Source organism: Kribbella pratensis (assembly GCF_004366075.1).
Taxonomy (GTDB): Bacteria; Actinomycetota; Actinomycetes; order Propionibacteriales; family Kribbellaceae; genus Kribbella; species Kribbella pratensis.
In genome coordinates this window covers 648,360-667,420 of record NZ_SODU01000003.1, presented here as the reverse complement: position 1 = coordinate 667,420, position 19,061 = coordinate 648,360, and the positions used below count along the sequence as shown (strand labels likewise).

Sequence of the window (19,061 nt, the reverse complement as noted above, 5' to 3'; positions counted from 1 at the left end):
TTGTTCCGGGAGGGGCTCGCGCGTCTCCTGGCCGATGCGGGGCACGAGATCGCAGGCCTGGCCGCGGATGCCACGAGCCTGGTGACCGTGGTGGCGGAGACCCGTCCGGACCTGGCCGTCATCGACGTCCGGATGCCGCCCGACGGGACCGACGACGGCGCACGGGCCGCGCCGGCTGCGGGTGCTGAACCCAGAGCTCGGGATCGTCCTGCTCTCCCAGCACGTAGAGACCCGGCACTCCGTCGAACTGGTCGCGACCGGCCGCTTCGGCTACCTGCTCAAGGACCGCGTGCTGGCGGTCGACGAGTTCCTGGACGCGCTGGACCGGGTCGCGGCCGGTGGGTCGGCCCTCGATCCGGAGGTCGTCAGCCGGTTGATCGGCCGGCGGCAGGCCGACGACCGCCTCGCGCCGCTGACCCCGCGTGAGCGCGAGGTACTCGCGCTGATGGCCGAGGGTTGCACCAACGTCGGCATCGGCCGGCGGCTGTTCCTGACCGAGCGGACCGTCGAAACGCACGTCGGCAGCATCCTGGCGAAGCTCGGCCTGCTCACCAACGACGAACAGCACCGCCGGGTGCTCGCGGTCCTCGCCTATCTTGGAGGGCACTGACCGCTCTCCCGAAGGACTGGCGCCATGCGAATCGCTGTCTTCCACCCAGGAGCGATGGGCTCGAAGCTCGCGGCGCAGTTGGTCGCCGCCGGCCGCGAGGTGCGCTGGGTGCCGGACGGTCGCAGTGCCGCGTCGAAGGCGCGGGCCGAGGAGGCCGGGCTGATCGGTGCATCGTTCGCCGATGCGGTCGGTGGCGCCGAGGCGGTGCTCTGTTCTTGTGCGCCGCAGGGGGCGGTCGACATCGCCAAGCAGGTCGGCGCTGCGGGCTTCGCCGGCTTGTACGTCGAGGCGAATCCGCTGTCCCCGGCATCGCTGCGTGAGGCCCAGTCCGCCGTACCTGATGCGACGTTCGTCGACGCCGGCGTGGTCGGGCCGCCGCCGACTGGTGGCCCTAGCCCGACGCATCTGATGCTGTCCGGTACGGCGGCCGACCAGGTCGCCACGTTGTGGGCCGGTACCGCGGTCACCCCGATGGTGGTCGGCTCCGAACCAGGTGCGGCCAGCGCGGCGAAATCGTCGTACGCGCTGTACAACAAGGGCAAAGCGGCGCTGGCCGTGCTCGCCTTCCAGTTGGCCGAGAAGCACGGTGTCACCGAGGCGCTGATCGCCCAGCAGACCCGCGCCGATGCCGGCTCCCTGAAGGACCCGGCCCTCCCGGAACAACTCCGCAGCGTCGCCTGGCGCTGGGGCCCCGAGTTCGACGAACTGGCCGAGACCTTGGACGCCGCAGGACTCGAAGGCGACGCGGCCCGAGCCCTCCGACAGGTCTGGACCAGACTCAGCTGAACCTCCGGAAAAGCGGTCACCGCAAGCCTGTCGTACCGGGAGCAAAGTGCCTCGGGCGGACGGATTTCCCGTCTGGCCGGGCTCGTGGGTAGACTGTTTTGGTTGCCTCGGCGAGGGACGCCCCCCGGAACTGTTGGGCGCGGCTCCGTGATCGACGCGGTGGTTCGTTGCCTGACGCCTTCTCGGGGTCAGCAGGCGCCCGCTGAGGCCGCAGCCGAGTTCCATCCAGCCAACAGATCACCGCAACGCTTTTGAGGAGTTCATCTCGTGGCCGAGGTCAAGATCCACGCCGAATCGCGTACGGAGTTCGGTAAGGGAGCTGCCCGCCGAATCCGCCGGGACAACAAGGTGCCCGCCGTCCTCTACGGCCACGGCACGGACCCGGTGCACATCACGCTGCCCGGTCACGACACCATGCTGGCCCTGAAGACCGCCAACGCCCTGCTGCTGATCGAGGTCGAGGGCAGCGAGTCCCACCTGGCGCTGCCGAAGCAGGTCCAGCGCGACCCGATCAAGGGCTTCATCGAGCACGTGGACCTGGTCATCGTCCGCCGCGGCGAGAAGGTCCAGGTCGACATCGCGGTGCACCTCGAGGGCGAGGCCGTCAGCGACGCCCTGGTCGTCCTGGAGGCGCAGAGCATCCTGGTCGAGGCCGAGGCGACGCACATCCCCGACGGTGTCACCGTCTCGATCGAGGGCCTGGAGGTCGGCGCCCAGATCCACGCGTCGGATCTGCAGCTGCCGACCGGTACGACGCTGGCCATCGAGCCGGACACCCTGGTCGTGAACGTCACCGCGCAGCCGACCGCCGAGCAGGTCGACGCGGAGATGGCCGAGGCCGAGGCCGAGGCGGGCGTGCAGCGGGACGAGCCGACCGCCGCCGAGGAGCCGGTGGCCGCCGCGGCCGAGTAGTCTGCACTCGGCAGCAGCAGCTGAACTTCAGGAGGGCCGGGATCCGTGGCGGACGACGTGTGGTTGGTCGTCGGACTGGGGAATCCCGGCCCTTCGTATGCCCGCACCCGGCACAACATCGGGCACCTGGTCGCCGACGAGCTGGCGGCCCGGACCGGTGCGAAGTGGAAGCAGAGCAAGCAGGTCAAGTCCGAGGTGATCGAGACCCGGATCAGTGGCCTGCGGACGGTCCTGGCCAAGCCCCGCTCGTACATGAACGAGTCCGGCGGGCCCGTCTCCGGGTTGCTGAAGTTCTTCAAGCTCGACCCGGCCAACCTGGTCGTGCTGCACGACGAGCTGGACATCGACTTCGGGGTGCTGCGGTGCAAGTTCGGCGGCGGCGACAACGGCCACAACGGGCTGAAATCGCTGCGGAAATCGCTTGGCACCGGTGAGTACTATCGAGTTCGGTTCGGTGTGGGTCGTCCGCCGGGCCGGCAGGCGCCCGCCGACTTCGTCCTGAACGAGTTCTCCTCGACCGAACGCAAGGACCTCCCGTTCGCCGTCGACCGGACCGCGGACGCTGTCGAGTCCCTGCTCACCGACGGCCTCGAAGCAACTCAAGGGAAGTACAACTCGTGAAGCTCAGCGGTCTGGTCGACACCCTGATCACCGATCCGGTGGTGGCCGAGGCCGTTCGTGATGCCCGCGGCGACAGCGTCACGACCCTCGACCTGAGCGCACCCACACCGGTGCGCCCGGTCCTGCTCGCCGCGCTGGCCGCGGCCCAGAACGGCGCCGGCCGCCCGGTGCTCGCCGTCACCGCCACCTTCCGCGAGGCCGAGGAGCTCACCGAGGCCCTCCAGTGCCTCGTCGAGGAGCCCGGCACCGTCGCCTACTACCCGGCCTGGGAGACGCTCCCGCACGAGCGCCTGTCGCCCCGCTCGGACACGGTCGGCCGGCGGCTCGCCGTACTGCGTCGTCTCGTGCATCCGGATCCGTCCGACGAGACGACCGGTCCGATCCGGATCCTGGTCGCGCCGGTGCGGTCCGTGCTGCAGCCGCAGGTCGCCGGACTCGCGGACCTGCGGCCGGTGCAGCTGCACGTCGGCGACACGGTCGAGCTCGAGGACGTCGTCGAGCGGCTCGCTGCCGCGGCGTACCACCGGGTGGACCTGGTCGAGCGGCGCGGTGAGTTCGCGGTCCGCGGCGGCATCATCGACGTCTTCCCGCCGACCGAGGAGCACCCGCTGCGGGTGGACTTCTTCGGCGACGACGTCGAGGAGATCCGGTACTTCGCGGTCGCCGACCAGCGCTCGCTCGAGATCGCCGAGCACGGTCTGTGGGCCCCGCCGTGCCGCGAGCTGCTGCTGACCGACGAGGTCCGCGCGCGGGCCGCCGAACTGGCGAAGGACCACCCCGAGCTGGCCGAGCTGTTCGAGAAGCTCGCCGAAGGGCATGCCGTCGAGGGCATGGAGTCGCTGGCGCCGGTGCTCGTCGACGAGATGGAGCTGCTGGTCGACCTGATGCCGGCCGGTACGCACGTGGTTGTGAGCGACCCCGAGCGGGTGCGGGCACGGGCGCACGACCTGGTGGCGACCAGCCAGGAGTTCCTGGAGGCGTCGTGGGCCGCGGCTGCCGGTGGTGGCGAAGCCCCGATCGACTTGGGTGCGGCGGCGTACATGTCGCTCGGCGACGTTCGGTCGCAGGCCCTGGGCAGAGGCCTGGCCTGGTGGAGCCTGTCGCCGTTCGCGGCCGCGCCGACCGACGCGCCCGAGCTCCGGGACTCGATGGGGGAGCGGGTCGCGTTCGACATCGACACCGAGGCCGGTGCTGTCACCAGCAGGATCCTCGCCGCGCACGAGGTCACCCCGTACCGCGGTGAGACCGCGGCGGCGGCCGAGGACATCCGCGGCTGGCTGCGGGACGGCTGGCGGGTCGTCTGCGTCACCGAGGGTCACGGTCCCGCACAGCGCCTGGCCGAAGTGTTCTCCGAGGCCGAGTTGCCGGCGCGGGCGGTCGAAGGGATCGAGGAGATCCCCGAGCCCGGCGTCGTACTGATCTCACAGGGGCAGCTCGAGCACGGGTTCATTGCCGACGGCATCAAGTTCGCGGTGCTCACCGAGAACGACCTGGCCGGCCAGCGCTCGGCGGCCGAACGCCGTTCCCAGCAACGGATGCCGTCGCGCCGCAAGAAGACGATCGACCCGCTCGAGCTGCAGCCGGGCGACTTCGTCGTGCACGAGCAGCACGGCGTCGGCCGGTACGTCGAGATGATGCAGCGGACCGTCGGCTCCGGCTCGCAGAAGGCCACCCGCGAGTACGTCGTGATCGAGTTCGCGCCGAGCAAGCGCGGACAACCCGGCGACCGGCTGTACGTGCCGACCGACCAGCTCGACCAGGTCACCCGGTACGTCGGTGGCGAGCAGCCGAGCCTGGACAAGATGGGCGGCGGCGACTGGGCCAAGCGCAAGGGCCGCGCCCGCAAGGCGGTCCGGCAGATCGCCGGCGAGCTCATCAAGCTGTACGCCGCGCGCCAGGCGACCAAGGGCCACGCGTTCGCCAAGGACACCCCGTGGCAGCGGGAGCTGGAGGACGCGTTCCCGTTCGTGGAGACGCCCGACCAGCTCGCCACCATCGACGACGTCAAGCACGACATGGAACGGGTCATGCCGATGGACCGGATCGTCTGCGGCGACGTCGGCTACGGCAAGACGGAGATCGCCGTACGCGCGGCCTTCAAGGCGGTGCAGGACGGCAAGCAGGTCGCCGTACTCGTCCCGACGACGCTGCTCGTGCAGCAGCACTACGCGACCTTCGCCGAGCGGTACGCCGCCTTCCCGGTGAACGTCGCCCCACTGTCGCGGTTCCAGACCGACAAGGAGGCCAAGGCGACGATCGACGGTCTCGCCGACGGGTCGGTCGACGTGGTGATCGGGACGCACCGGCTGTTCAGCGGCGAGGTCGCGTTCAAGGACCTCGGGTTGGTCGTGGTCGACGAGGAGCAGCGGTTCGGCGTCGAGCACAAGGAGCAGCTGAAGCGGCTGCGGACCGCGGTCGACGTACTGACGATGTCCGCGACCCCGATCCCGCGGACGCTGGAGATGTCGATCACCGGCATCCGCGAGATGTCCACGATCGCCACCCCGCCGGAGGAGCGGCACCCGGTGCTGACCTTCGTCGGTGCCTACGAGGAAGGCCAGGTGACCGCCGCGATCCGGCGCGAGCTGCTCCGCGAGGGCCAGGTCTTCGTCGTCCACAACCGGGTGAACACGATCGAGAAGGCGGCCGCGCGGATCCGCCAGCTGGTGCCCGAGGCGCGCGTCAGCGTCGCGCACGGCCAGATGAACGAGCACACCCTCGAGAACGTCATCCAGGGCTTCTGGGAGAAGCAGTTCGACGTGATCGTGTGTACGACGATCGTCGAGTCCGGGATCGACATCTCGAACGCGAACACGATGATCGTCGAGCGCGCCGACCTGCTCGGCCTGTCCCAGCTGCACCAGCTCCGCGGCCGGGTCGGTCGCGGCCGGGAGCGTGCGTACGCGTACTTCTTCTTCCCGCCGGAGAAGCCGCTGACCGAGACGGCGCACGACCGGCTGGCCACCATCGCGCAGCACTCCGACCTGGGCGGCGGTATGGCGGTCGCGATGAAGGACCTGGAGATCCGCGGTGCCGGCAACCTGCTGGGCGGCGAGCAGTCCGGGCACATCGCGGACGTCGGCTTCGACCTGTACGTCCGGCTGGTCGGCGAGGCGGTCGCGGAGTACCGCGGCGACACCCAGGCCGAGGAGCCCGAGGTCAAGATCGAGCTGCCGATCGACGCGCACCTGCCGCACGACTACATCCCGTCCCAGCGGTTGCGCCTGGAGATGTACCAGCGGTTGGCCGCCGTACGGGACGCCGACGGAATCGCCGAACTGGTCGAGGAACTGCACGACCGGTACGGCGACATTCCGCAGCCGGTGCTGAACCTGATCGAGGTGGCGAAGTTCCGCAACCACGCCCGCCGGGCGGGGCTGCACGACGTCACGCTGCAAGGGAACCTGATCCGGTTCGGGCCGGTCGAACTGCCCGACTCGAAGGTCCTCCGGCTGAACAGGCTGTACCCGAAGAGTCTGGTGAAGCCGCAACTGCATACCATTCTGGTGCCGAGACCAGCCACCAGGCCGGTCGGCGGTCAGCCGCTCCGCGACCAGGAGCTGCTGCAATGGTGCACCCGGTTGATCGACGACGTGATCGCCGAACCTATTGTGGTGCCGGCGTGAAAAGGCCCGACCGGGGCGGCGGGGCGGGCAGAACAACATGGCGATTTGCGAGGAGATTCGGTGAGCACACGGCTTCGGGCTCTCGGTGCGGTGGTGGCGACGGTGCTGCTGACCGGCGGCTGTGCGGCGGGTACCCACCCGGGCGCGGCGGCGGTGATCGGTGACACCGAGATCAGCATCGGCGACGTCGACAAGACCTCGCGCGCTGTCGGCGCGGCGCTGGGTGAGGCCTACCCGGACCAGGCCGCGCTGAACGGGATGGTCAGCAACGAGCTGGCGGCGCAGGTCGGGAAGCAGAAGGCGATCCCGGTCACCGACGCGGAGATCGCCGACGCGGCCAAGAATGCCGTCGCGCCGAGCCCCGAGGCGTACCAGAAGCTGCAGGCCGATCCGGCGTCCCGCGCCTTCCTGGACAACCTCGCCGCGACACTGATCGTCACGATCAAGCTCGCCGGCGGTAAGGGCATCCACGACACGGACGGTCAGCAGAAGGCGCAGGAGGGCCTGCAGGCCCTGAACGCCGCCTCCAAGGACATCAAGGTCACGGTCGCGCCGCGCTTCGGTCAGTGGAGCGACGGCCGGCTCGACACGGCGATCTCCGGGTCGCTGTCCAAGGAGTCCGACCAGACCGAGGCCAAGCGCAAGGCAGCCGAGGCCGCCCAGCAGCAAGGCCAGGGCTGAGACAGCCGAGCCCGGTGACCGACGTACGTGAGGGCTCCGGCCGGATCACTGTCCTGCTGACCAGCCCACGGGTGGCGCCGGGCCTGCTCACGCGGGCGGCCTGGCAGTCCCTGACCGACGCCGACGAGATCGGCGCCGCGTCGGGCGCTGACGGCCACGTGTTGCGCTCCGACGTACAGGCGGTTGTCGGGTCCGGGCTTGCTGTCACTCAGGTCGAGGGCGGTATCGGCGAGCACTGGACCTGGTTGTCGTCCGCGGTCGAGGCCGGCCGCGACGTCGCTTGGCTCGTCGGCGACGACGGCGAGCCGGGTCTGCTGCGCGTCGTCGCCGATCAGGTGGCGCGTGACCCGCGCCCGGCGTACGAGGTGGAGATCCAGCACGGCTCGTACGACGTACCCGGAGCCAGGCTGATCGACCTGGTCCGCGTGATGGACCGGATCCGGCGGGACTGCCCGTGGACGCAGCAGGAGACGCACGAGAGCCTGGCCAAGTACCTGCTCGAAGAGACGTACGAGACCCTCGAGGCGCTCGACACCGGCGATCGCAGCCATCTCCGTGAGGAACTGGGCGACCTGCTCCTTCAGGTCGCGCTGAACTCGCGGATCGCCGAGGAGGACCCCGACGAAGGGTTCACGATCGACGACGTGGCCGGCGGCATCGTCGAGAAGCTGATTCGCCGCCACCCGCACGTTTTCGGCACTGTGGACGCCACGGACGTCGCCGCGGTCGAGGCCAACTGGGAAGCGATCAAGGCCACCGAGAAGCAGCGCTCCTCGGTCCTCGAAGGCATCCCGCTCGCCCTGCCCGCCCTCGCCCTCGCCGACAAGGTCCTCGGCCGCGCCGGCAAGGTCCTCCCCGCCGAGCCCGCCCTGCCCGAGCCCTCGAGCGACGCCGACCGGATCGGGCAGCAACTCCTCGGCCTCGTGCACGAGGCCCGCGCCCTGAACGTCGACGCCGAACAGGCCCTCCGCGCCGCCCTCAACCAGTTGATGACCGAGATCCGCGCGGCCGAGACTCCCAGCTGAATTACACACCGTGAACTTGTTGCCACAGACACGTACCTAGGTCTACCGTCTGGTAGCGACGCGACTGGGGGGTCGAGCAGCGCGGCGGGGGTGCCGCGCCATCCAGATCGCGAGGGGTGGGGGCTTCGTGATGCGTACACGTCAGGGCAGGCGCGCCGTCGCAGCGGTGACGACACTCGTTCTCGGCACCTCCGTGCTGGTCGCGCCGCCGGCGTCCGCCGGTCCGCTCGCCGATCCCGCGGTCGACGGGATCCGCGCGGCGCTCACCGGCGGGCCGGGCGCGCGGGGACTGGAGGACCTGGTCACCGACCTCGCCACGGTCGGTGCCTTCGGCAAGCAGCTGAACGGCCTGACGCTCGAACCGGGCAGCGACGCCGCGATCGGGCTGCGCAACCTCCTGCAGGGCGGGCTCGGTGAGGTCGACGGGTACGCCGGGGCGGCGTCCGTCGGCGCCCTCGTGGACGCGTTCAACGCGACCGACTCCGACTACGCAACGGACAGTGGGCCCAAGCGGCACGTGAAGTGGACTGCTGCGCAGTTGCCGGACGATTCGATCACGCGGGTGAAGCTGACCGCGCTGGTCACCCGCACGGTCACGACCGGCATCCGGGTGTCGAGCAAGACGAAGCCGTTCGACTTCACGTCGGCGTCGGGTCTGCAGGCCACGCTGACGTTCACCGCGACCTTTGTCGTCAACTACGACGACACCGCGAAGTCGTCATGGCTGGACGCGGACCCGGCCGTCACCCTGCGCGTGAACGGCGTACAGCTGGTCAAGCCGGCGCCGCCGAACGCGGAGGGAACCCTGCCCGCGGTGGACGCCGCGATCGGCATCCTCGGTGTCACGTTGAAGGACACCAGCACCTACGCGGAAGACGTGACGATCAAGGCCACGATCCGCGACCCGAACAACGACGGGCGGCTCTCCGTCGGGCAGCAGAACAGCGAGCTCGGTGCCCAGGGTGCCGCCGCGGGCCTGACGACGGTGGCGCTGGTACCGGGCGGCAGCCTGTCCGGCGTGCTGCACATCGTGCCCCGGCCCTCGTCGGCGATCACCGGGCTGCCCGGTGTCGAGGTGGACGTCACGGTCGGCCCGAGTGACCCGGCCGCGGGCGAACCGGCCGTGGAGTACCCCGATCACGAGCTGGATCCGGTGGCGGCGTTCGAGATGCTCACACCGTTCGACCTCGCGCAGGGCGTCAACCAGCTGATCAGCACGCTGACGAAGCTCCAGCACGCGCGCCCGACCGGGTCCACGGTCGACGTCGACCTGCCCTTCCTGCACGGCACGGTCGCCGACGTCGTGCCGGCCACCGAGGCGTTGCAGCAGTTCCTCATCGACCACGTGACGAAGCCGTCGACGCCGGGCGCGACCGGCGTACCGGACTTCGCGTCGGTGCAGCAGTTCCTCGAGAAGCTGGCGGGCCAGTCGAATTCCGTCTACACGGTGGCGATCAGCGGTGCGGCGTTCAGCGCCACCGATCCTCTGCACCCGCGGCTCGAGTTCACCATCGGCGTGCAGCGCAAGCCGTCCGACCAACCGGCGGATCCGGTCGCGGACCTGTTGTCCGGCGGCCCGGACGGCGTGACGTACGGACCCACGCAGCTGACGGACAGCAGCAAGGACTGGAACGCGCTGCGTACGAAGGACCCGGCGTTCGTCGACGGCCTGACCGGACGGCAGATCACGGTCGGCAGCCACACGGCCGCGATCAAGAGCGTCGGCGGCGCCGACAAACACGCGATCGTCCTCGACCCGGCACCGCTGGGTACGCCGGTCCCCGCCTCGTGGTGGACAGGCGGTACGCCGACGAACGGTGACGGCAAGACCGGGTACTCGATCGCGGCCGGCAACTCCAAGGCCGGCAACGTCGAGCTCGCGAACGTGCTGAAGGACAAGTCCCACCTCCGTGACGCCAACGCGGTCCGCCCGCAGGCCACCATCACGTCCGACTACAACCTGACGCTCCCGGTCGTCCTCGACCTGCAGCCGGCCGCGACCCTGGACGCCTGCAAGCCGTTGAACACCGACGGCAAGGCCTGCCCGTACGTCGAGAAGACCGGTGCCGACGGCAACGGCCCGCAGCGGGTCGTGACCGAGCTCCCGGTGCGCGCCGACCGGATCATGCTCGCCACCGGCGGCCAGATCCTGACCGCGTCGACGAAGCTCCGCACACCGGTAGACCTGACCGCCGCGGTCGGCTACGTACCGGTGCGCATCGGCGGCACGATCGCGCTCTGCCCGACGACCGGGTACGACGCCGCGTGCGCGAAGACCGGTACGCCGGGTCCGATCCAGCAGCTCACGCTGAAGGGAACGGGCACGCCGGTCCCGGTCGGCCAGTTGTTCGACGGCGCCCGCGACAATCCCGACCAGGTACTCACCGGCCTGCCCGCCGCGACGATCGCCCGCGCTCACGGTGACCTGAAGCTGCTCGACGTCGCCGGTACGACGACGTACTTCCACGACGACGGTACGCCGGGAGTGGCGACGCTGGACGCCGACGTGGCCAGTACTCCGGCGACGCCGACGGTGACCGACGCCGCGGGCGATCTCGCGAAGCTGGTGCCGCTGGACGTCAAGCCGGACGCCAAGGACGCCTACGCGAACGCACTGTTCGGCATCCTGCTGGCGGACCTGTCTGCGCTGTCGACCCAGATGTCGACGGCACCGGCCGCGGGCGGTCTCGATACCCAGATCCCCTTGCTGGGAACGAGTTTCGGCCAGTTGATGGTCGACCGCGAGCGGGGCACCGCGGCGTACGCGATCGACGCCGGCTTCCTGGAGCTGACCGACGCGACGCGGACGTTCGACGCGAACCGCTACGTCGGCCGCCGCGTGTTCGTCGGCAGCGCCCAGTTCCCGGTCGCCGGTGTCACCCCGGACGGGCACACCCTGAAGCTGGCGGCGCCACCGGCCGCCGCGCCGGCGACCGGTACGGAATACCGGATCGGCGACGAGCTGCTGTGGGCTGTCGACGCCCTGACCGCGTTGCAGCCGCCCGACCTCGGCGCGCTGCTCGCCGATCTGGAGAAGCGGCTCGGCAACGGCAGCGACGTGTCGTTCACCGTCGACACCGCCACCAAGATCCTGCACCTGACGATCGACTGGAAGCGCGCGTTCCACACCCGAGCTCCGGCGAGTCTGCACGTCACGCTGCCGGGCAGCGGAGCGGTCGACCTGTCCGGCAACACCGTTGGCGGCGCCCTCGACATCGACGCGAGCGGCGAAACCGTCGCGAAGCTGAACATCCCGCTCGACGAGGCCGGTCTCGCCGGCCCGGCCACCGAGCTGACGATCGACCCGAGCTCGACGGTGTCGGCACGCGCCAAGGTCAGTACGCCGCCCGCGCAGCTCACCGGTTCCGTCGGCGCGCTGCCGGTTGACCTCGGGAACGCCGGCGACGACACCGGCCTGCAGGTTGCGGGCGACCTGGCGCTGGCCGCCAAGGGCCCGGCGGGCCCGCTCGGTGCCTGGTGGACGGGTCTCAGTGCGACGACGCTGAACGGCGGCACGGCGGCGCAGACGTGTACGGGCGTTTCGAGTTCGGAACCGATGTCGCTGTGCGCGCGGATCCCGCTGCACAAGCACGGCGACGCTGCCGTCCTCGACACCATGACGCTCCGGCTTCCGCAGAGTGCTTCGAGCCCGGCCGAGGCGCTGGCGCTCACCCCGGACTTCGGCGGCGGACCGCGACTGTCCGCGCTGCCAGGCCTCGACGCAGCACTGGCCGCCAACACCATCAGCCTGAAACCGCTCGCCGACGGTCTGACGAAGTACCTCGACAACTCCAAGAGCGCGCTCGACCTGGCCAGTGCCGGTGGCAAGGTGCCGCTGATCGGCAAGGACCTGCAGGCAGGCAAGGACTTCCTCGGTCAGCTGCAGAAGAGCCTGTCCGACGGCGTCAACGGTGTCGGCGGCTACACGACGTTCGCCGAACTCAAGACGGCGCTGCAGAACGCGTTCGCGGCCGAGCCGCTGAAGTCGCTGACAAAGGGACCGGTCGGGGTGACGGGCGAGTGCTCCGGAGGACCTTGCGCCGGCCCGGAGACCGCGAGCGAGATCCAGAGCGTCACGCTGAACGCGAACTTCGGCTCCACCGGAAAGGTCGGAGACGACGGATGCGCCGACGACGGCTCCGACGTGTGCCCGACGGCCGACCTGCCGCTGGACCTCGGCCTGCCCGGCCTCGCCCTGCACGCCAAGAAGAACGACGACGGCAGCATCGCCAAGGGCATCCAGGCGAAGGTGGGCTGGAAGCTCAACCTGACGATCACCTTGGACAAGACCAAGGGCGTCTTGCTGGAGACCGCGCCGAAGGATGAGCTTCAGGTCGGTGCGGCGATCAAGCTGCCGGCCGAGCTGGACGCCCAGTTGGCCTTCCTGCAGGTGAAGCTGACGAACAACAAGCCGGGCGCGAGTCAGCTGGCGGCGCTGTTCTCGATCGATCTCCAGGGCGGCCCGGGCGGACACCTGCCGTTGGCGAGCCTGCTCGGATCGAATCCGGCGAGCCTGTTCCACCCGTCGCTCAAGGCCAAGCTCGACCTCGACATCGGTGTCGACACCGGCCTGGCCGGTGACACCACCCGCCTCCTGCCGGGGCTGACGGCGACCTTCAAGTTCGCCGCGGCGTGGAACGGTTCGGCGCCCGACCAGATCGGGATCAGCACGCTCGAGTTCGACGACGTCACGGTGGATCCGGGCGCGTTCCTGTCCAGCACGATCAAGCCGATCGTCGACGACATCGTCAGCACGCTGAAGCCGGTCCAGCCGATCCTGGACACGATCACCGCACCGATCCCGGTGCTCAGCGACCTGTCCCACCTGGCCGGCGGCGGCGACGTCACGATCCTCACCCTCGCGCAGGCGTTCGGCTCCGGCTACCAGAGCGTCAAGACCGTCACCGACATCATCACGACGGTGAAGCGCCTGTCCGACGCGCTGCAATCGCTGAGCAGTGCCGGCGGCATCAAGCTCGGCTCGTTCAAGCTGCTCGGGGACAAGGTGCAGAACACAGCGACCTCCCCGGCGTCGGCAGACGGACTGATCGGCGAGGTCAAGGACAAGGACGGCGCCGTGATCGGCAACGGCAAACCGGCCTCGATCATCGGTGACCTGAACAAGAGCCTCGATCCGGACAAGGCGCAGCTGTCGGACAAGGACAGCGGTCCGGGCATCACCTTCCCCGCACTGAAGGACCCGCGGCAGCTGTTCAGCCTGATCGCCGGTGGTGATGCGACGCTGGCGCAGTTCGACAGCAGCACCCTGTCGGTGAACTTCTCGATGAGCGAGTCGTTCGGCCCGGTGTATGCGCCGCCGCCGGTGCTTGTGGTGATCTCTGGCAGCGCGTCGGTGAGCCTGCACGTGGTGGCCGGCTTCGACACGTACGGCATCCGGCAGGCGGTCGAGACCGGCAAGCCGGTGCAGATCCTGAACAGCCTGTTCTTCGTCACGGTCGACGAGAAGGGCGCGCCGATCCCGGTGATCACCTTCCGCGGCGAGCTGGCGGCCGGTGCGGAGGTCAGCGCGGTCATCATCAAGGCCGGTGTGGTCGGCGGTATCGCGCTGACCGTGAACTTCACCTGGAACGATCCGAACAACGACGGGAAGTTCCGGTTCAGCGAGTTCCTCGCCACGGCCCTGAAGAATCCGATCTGCCTGTTCAACGTGGGCGGCGAGCTGTCGCTGTTCCTCAAGGTGTTCATCACGATCGGCTTCTCGCCGTTCTCGGTGTCGTTCGACTTCACTCTGGTGAACATCAAGTTGCTCGACTTCTCGATCAGCCCGAACTGCACACCGCCACCACCACGGCTCGGCGGTACGAAGGACGGCGTGCTGTACCTGTTCGCCGGCAAGCTGGGCACCGGGACCGCCCGCGGCGACGACCTGTGGAACGCCGGCAACGCCGACGAGACCTGGGTCGTCCGCCAGGCCGGTACGACGATGACCGTGCAGGCACTGGGCATCACCCAGACGTTCGGGGGCATCACCACGGTCGTCCTGGACGGACGCAAGTACGGCGGTCAGCTCAAGGTCCTGCTGCAGGGCAAGGACGCGAATACCGACTTCACCGCGAAGGCGATCGTGTACGGCGGCAGCAACGCCGACGTGATCCGGACCGGCAGCGGGCCGGCGTTCGTGGACGGCGGTGGCGGCGACGACACCATCACGACCGGCGACCGGCCGAAGCTCGGCAACGCCGCCGTACCGGGTGTTGTGGTGGCCGGCAACGGTGGCGCGGACCGCATCACGGTCGGCAACGACATCGACGTGGTGGCGGGCGACGGTCATCTGAGCGCGGCCAAGACCTCACTCGCGCTCGCCTCGCCGGCGACCGGCAAGGGCCAGGTCGACCCGGTCCCGTTCGCCGACGTGGTCGACGTCGCCGCGGTCCAGTCCGCGAAGCTGGCCGAGAAGGTCACGCCGTCGGAGTCGGAGGCGGGCAACGACACCGTCGTCCTCGGGCTGGGCAAGAGCGAGGCGTACGGCGGTGCCGGAGACGACAACCTCGCGGTCGCGGCGGACAGCCCGCTGCTGGGTACGCCGGGCCAGGACCCCAAGGGCCTCAGCTCCGCGGGCGTTCTGATGGTCGGCGGCGCCGGAGCTGACTCGGTGTCCGGTGGCAGCGGCAACGACACCATCTACACCGGCGACGTACCGAGTGCGCACGACCAGGACAACGCCGGAGCAGGGGACAAGTACGACCCGAACGACCCGTTGAACAAGAAGGAGGCGACCGAGGACCCGCATGTCCGGCACACCGACGTCAACCACGTCGACACCGGAAAGGGCACCGACTGGGTCTGGGGTTCGAACTCCACCGACTTCGTCATCGGTCACTCCGCTACTGGAACGGTCGACCACCTGTTCGGCCTGGGCGGCAACGACGTCCTGGTCGGCGCGGACGGTGCCGACGAGATCTACGGTGGCCGCGGCGACGACTACGTGATCGCGCAGCCGTCGTCCGTGGACACCGGCAACACCGTGACCGACCAGCTGGGCGCGGGCGCCTACCGGGTGACCCCGCTGCCGGATCCGAACCCGGCGTCGAAGAAGACGCTGGTCGGCGGCGGTGGCCGGGACCGCATCTACGGCGGTGACGGTGAATCGACGATCTACGGCGACCACTCGACCATCCCGGGTACGGCGACGCCGGACACCTGCGCGAGTCCGGGACCCGATCCGTCCGACCCGCCCGCGGAGCATCCGCGCGACGCGGGCAACGAGACGGACCCGGCCAACTACGACGACGCCGACCTGATCCTCGGCGGCAACGGGGTCGACACGGTCCAGGCCGGTGGCGGCAACGACTGGGCGTTCACGGCGGGTTCCGGTGACCTGGTCTGCGCCGAGGGCGGCGACGACCACGCGTACGGCGGTTCCGGCCCGGACACCGTTCTCGGTGGCAGCGGCAACGATGTTCTCCAGGGTGACTCCGAGGACGACCACCTGTACGGGAACCTCGGGAACGACACGGCGTACGGGAACGGCGGGGCCGACCACGTGCAGGGCAACGCGGGCGCGGACACCCTGTTCGGCGGCGAGGACAACGACGTACTGATCGGCGGTACCACCACGGCCGGTCGCAACGATGCGGCGGCCACCCCCGCCGGTGAGTCCGCGGCGCGCGGCGACATCATTCGGGGCGACATCGGCACCGACAAGATCATCGGCGACAACGGCGACCCGTCCGCGACGAGCGGACCGGTGTTCGACCTGGGCAGCAGCGATGCGTCGCGGGGCGGTCCGGACACGGTGTACGGCGGCACCGACGACGACACGCTGTTCGGCGGCCTGGACGACGACCAGGTCTTCGGCGGCACCGGCAACGACGATGCCGAAGGCAACCCGGGTGCCGACCACGTGTACGGCGAGGCGGGTGCCGACGACCTGATCGGCGGCAGCCACCAGACTCCGGGTGACCCGGCTGCGAAGCACGCGGCCGGCTACCCGGACACCGGGGACGCGATCTCAGGTGGTGGCAACGACGACGTGATCGCCGGCGACAACGCGTCCATCACCGACACTGTCGGGCCGGACAGCGGCGACCCGGTCACTCGCGGGCGGGGCCTGTCGTTCGGGCGGCACGTCGTACTGTTCGATCTCGGGTACAGCCCGGCCGCGGCCAACTCGGGTGCGGACGCCGTCGACGGTGGCGCCGAGAACGACGTCGTCTACGGACAGGACGGTGGCGACACCATTCACGGCGCCGCAGGCAACGATTACGCGGAAGGTGACCAGGCCGCGGACTTCGTGTACGGCGACGCCGGGCAGGACGATCTGGCCGGTGGTTCGTCGTACGTCGAGAGCGGCAGCGGGCAGGCGACCGCCGGCCAGCTGGACTCCGGCGACACGATCTCCGGTGGTGACGACGCCGACGTCGTACTCGGTGACAACGGCCTGCTGACCCGAGACGCCGGGATCGCGAAGAGCCCGATCACGCAGGGCCGGGCGAACACCGACGCGGCCGGCCAGATGGCCGAGCGCAGCATCCAGCCGTACGACCTCGGTGACAGCCCGGTGGCGAACACCTCGGGCGGCGACGACGTCACGGGTGACGGGGGATGCGACGCGATCCTCGGTCAGGGCGGCAACGACCGCCTGAAGGGCAACGACGACGCCGACTACTCCGAGGGCGGGCCCGGCCGCGACTGGGTCGAGGGCAACGCCGGGTCCGACGACCTGATCGGCGGCAGTTCGACGATCTTCGGCGCGGACACCGCGAATACCACGCAGGGCCAGCCCGACGTCAGCGACGCGGTCTTCGGTGGTCTCGGCGACGACGTGATCACCGGAGACAACGCGGTGACCACCCGGGTCGGTACGCCGTCGCCGTACCTGCTGCGGGTCGGCAGCGACGGGAGGTTCGAGGCGCAGCGATCGCTGCGGTTGCTCGACCTGTCGTGGAGCAACGGGTTCCTCGGCGCGCCGACGCGCGCGGTGGCCGGCGGCGACCAGTTGTCGGGCGGCGGTGGCGTGGACGTGGCGTTCGGCCAGGACGGCGACGACGCGATCTCCGGCGGCGCCGGCGACGACTACGCGGAGGGCAACGGCGGGCACGACACGGAGTACGGCGACCGCACGCTGGCCGAGGCCGGTATCGCGATCCCCGGGGCCGTACCGGCCTGGCCCGGCAGTGCGTCGGGTCCGGCGGCGCTCGGCGACCTCGGCGCGCCGCACGGGCAGGACGACCTGATCGGCGGCAGTTCGCTGGCGACGTTCCGGGACACCGGCGACGACGTGCACGGCGACGGCGCGGCGGACTTCGTGCTCGGTGACAACGGCACCGCGGTCCGCGACGTGGTCGACCAGACCGGCAAACCGGTTGCCCTTGGCGACGATCTCGCCACGGTCAGCCTGCCGCTGACGAACCGGATCTACACGGGCCGCTACAACCCGTCGCAGATCCCGGCGGACGCGGCGTACGTCCGGCACGGAGTGGGTGGCGCGTCGACCAGGTTCTGTACGACGGCGCAGGCCACCTGCGAAGCAGCCGGTGCCTCGGGCAACGATCAGCTCTGGGGCGGTATCGGCGAGGACACCATGTACGGCCAGGACGGCGACGACCTGATGTACGGCGACACCGGCTCCACGGCCGGTGCCGGCGACGGCGGGACGTTGAGCGCCGGCGCCCGCAACGACGACGACATGTACGGCGAGCTGGGTAACGACCGGCTGTGGGGCGAATCGGGCGAGGACGCGATGCTCGGCGACCGCGGTGGCGTCGTCGACACGTTCCAGAACGGCTCGAACCACTTCGTCGTCGATCAGAACCAGGTCCCGCAGATCCACTACGAGGGATTCCTGGCCGGCTCGGTGACCCGCAAGGTCGACCTGCAGCACGACGTCAACGGCGACGTCTTCGCAGCGAGCGGCACCGCGACCGCAATGCCGCACCGGGGCGACCTCGAGGGCGGCGACGACCGCCTGCGTGGTGGGGACGACCACGACTCGGTGCACGGCGGGTTCGGCGACGACCTGGCGAACGGTGACAGCGGCGGCGACATTGTCTTCGGCGACGACGGGGCCGACCTGCTCTGGGGTGGCAAGGGATGCGACGCTTCGGTGGACGCAGCTACCCCGGACTGCCGGACAAGCGGTGTCTTCGACCCGAACGCCCGGGGTACGAACGATCGCATGGTCGACTACCTGCTCGGTGGCAAGGGCGCCACGTCGGGTCCGTCGGTGACACCTGACACCGGCGCACTGGGGTCGGACATCATCGACTGGCACCCGCGCGGGACGTACGGTGTACCGGGGTCGACGACCTGTACGGCGAACCCGTGGCCGCAGACATTCGGCAACGGCAAGAACGCGGTGACCGTGGATCCGTGCTCGTGGTTCGAGATGACGAACCTGACCGATGCTGGAGTCGCGGACAACCAGCACCACCAAGGTATCGACTGGATGTACGGCGGCTGGGACCGCGACGTCCTGCAAGGCGATGTCGCGGACAACGGCCCGAACCTGGGCGACCGGATGCTCGACTGGACCGGCGCGTACAACCTCTACACGCACTGCAACGCGGCGTACGGGGGCTACAACGACGTCCGGCAGTGGAGCCCGTCGATGCAGGACTTCCTGCAGCGCTGGGCCGGCTCGCTCGGCGCGGGCCAGATCACCACGGACGTCACCACAGCGGGCACGTCGGCGTACGACGAGCTCGCCCTCGTCTACCAGGCGGACCTGCAGGTACACGGTTCCGGACCGGCCTTCCCGTCCACCCCAGGCCACTTCGACGACCCGAACGCCTGCGCGCCGTAAAACCGGCTGCAACCCCGACCACCCAACTGGCAGGG

Annotated in this window: 8 protein-coding genes; all 8 read left to right on the top strand. The window is 70.0% G+C overall.

Annotation, left to right across the window (positions count from 1 at the left end; translation table 11 throughout):
• The first annotated feature begins 181 nt into the window (after positions 1-181).
• The gene (locus tag EV137_RS27290) at positions 182-610 is read left to right on the top strand and encodes a response regulator transcription factor (RefSeq protein ID WP_445991796.1); all 429 of its coding nucleotides are present in this window, start codon (positions 182-184) and stop codon (positions 608-610) included.
• Positions 611-634: 24 nt separating this feature from the next.
• Positions 635-1,396 (top strand): DUF1932 domain-containing protein, encoded by a 762-nt coding sequence (locus EV137_RS27285; RefSeq protein WP_134131304.1) that lies wholly within the window; start codon positions 635-637, stop codon positions 1,394-1,396.
• Between the two features lie 267 nt (positions 1,397-1,663).
• On the top strand, positions 1,664-2,308 hold the full coding sequence (locus tag EV137_RS27280) for a 50S ribosomal protein L25/general stress protein Ctc (RefSeq protein ID WP_133782881.1): 645 nt from the start codon (positions 1,664-1,666) through the stop codon (positions 2,306-2,308).
• Between the two features lie 45 nt (positions 2,309-2,353).
• Positions 2,354-2,929: an aminoacyl-tRNA hydrolase gene (pth, locus tag EV137_RS27275; RefSeq protein WP_131468239.1), complete on the top strand. Its 576-nt coding sequence runs from the start codon at positions 2,354-2,356 to the stop codon at positions 2,927-2,929.
• Positions 2,926-6,555, top strand: coding sequence for a transcription-repair coupling factor (mfd, locus tag EV137_RS27270; protein WP_134006440.1), 3,630 nt, complete (start codon positions 2,926-2,928; stop codon positions 6,553-6,555). Before pth ends, mfd begins: the two co-directional genes overlap by 4 nt.
• A 60-nt stretch (positions 6,556-6,615) precedes the next feature.
• On the top strand, positions 6,616-7,236 hold the full coding sequence (locus EV137_RS27265; RefSeq protein WP_134006442.1) for a SurA N-terminal domain-containing protein: 621 nt from the start codon (positions 6,616-6,618) through the stop codon (positions 7,234-7,236).
• 14 nt (positions 7,237-7,250) lie between these two features.
• Entirely contained in the window at positions 7,251-8,261 is a 1,011-nt protein-coding gene (locus EV137_RS27260) for a nucleoside triphosphate pyrophosphohydrolase (RefSeq protein ID WP_134131303.1), read from the top strand.
• Between the two features lie 130 nt (positions 8,262-8,391).
• The gene (locus EV137_RS27255) at positions 8,392-19,026 is read left to right on the top strand and encodes a calcium-binding protein (protein WP_134131302.1); all 10,635 of its coding nucleotides are present in this window, start codon (positions 8,392-8,394) and stop codon (positions 19,024-19,026) included.
• Positions 19,027-19,061: the final 35 nt, after the last annotated feature.

Bases quoted from the DNA above. Each gene is read 5' to 3' on its own strand.
- EV137_RS27285 (WP_134131304.1), top strand. From the start codon at position 635: ATGCGAATCGCTGTCTTCCACCCAGGAGCGATGGGCTCGAAGCTCGCG.
- EV137_RS27255 (WP_134131302.1), top strand. From the start codon at position 8,392: ATGCGTACACGTCAGGGCAGGCGCGCCGTCGCAGCGGTGACGACACTC.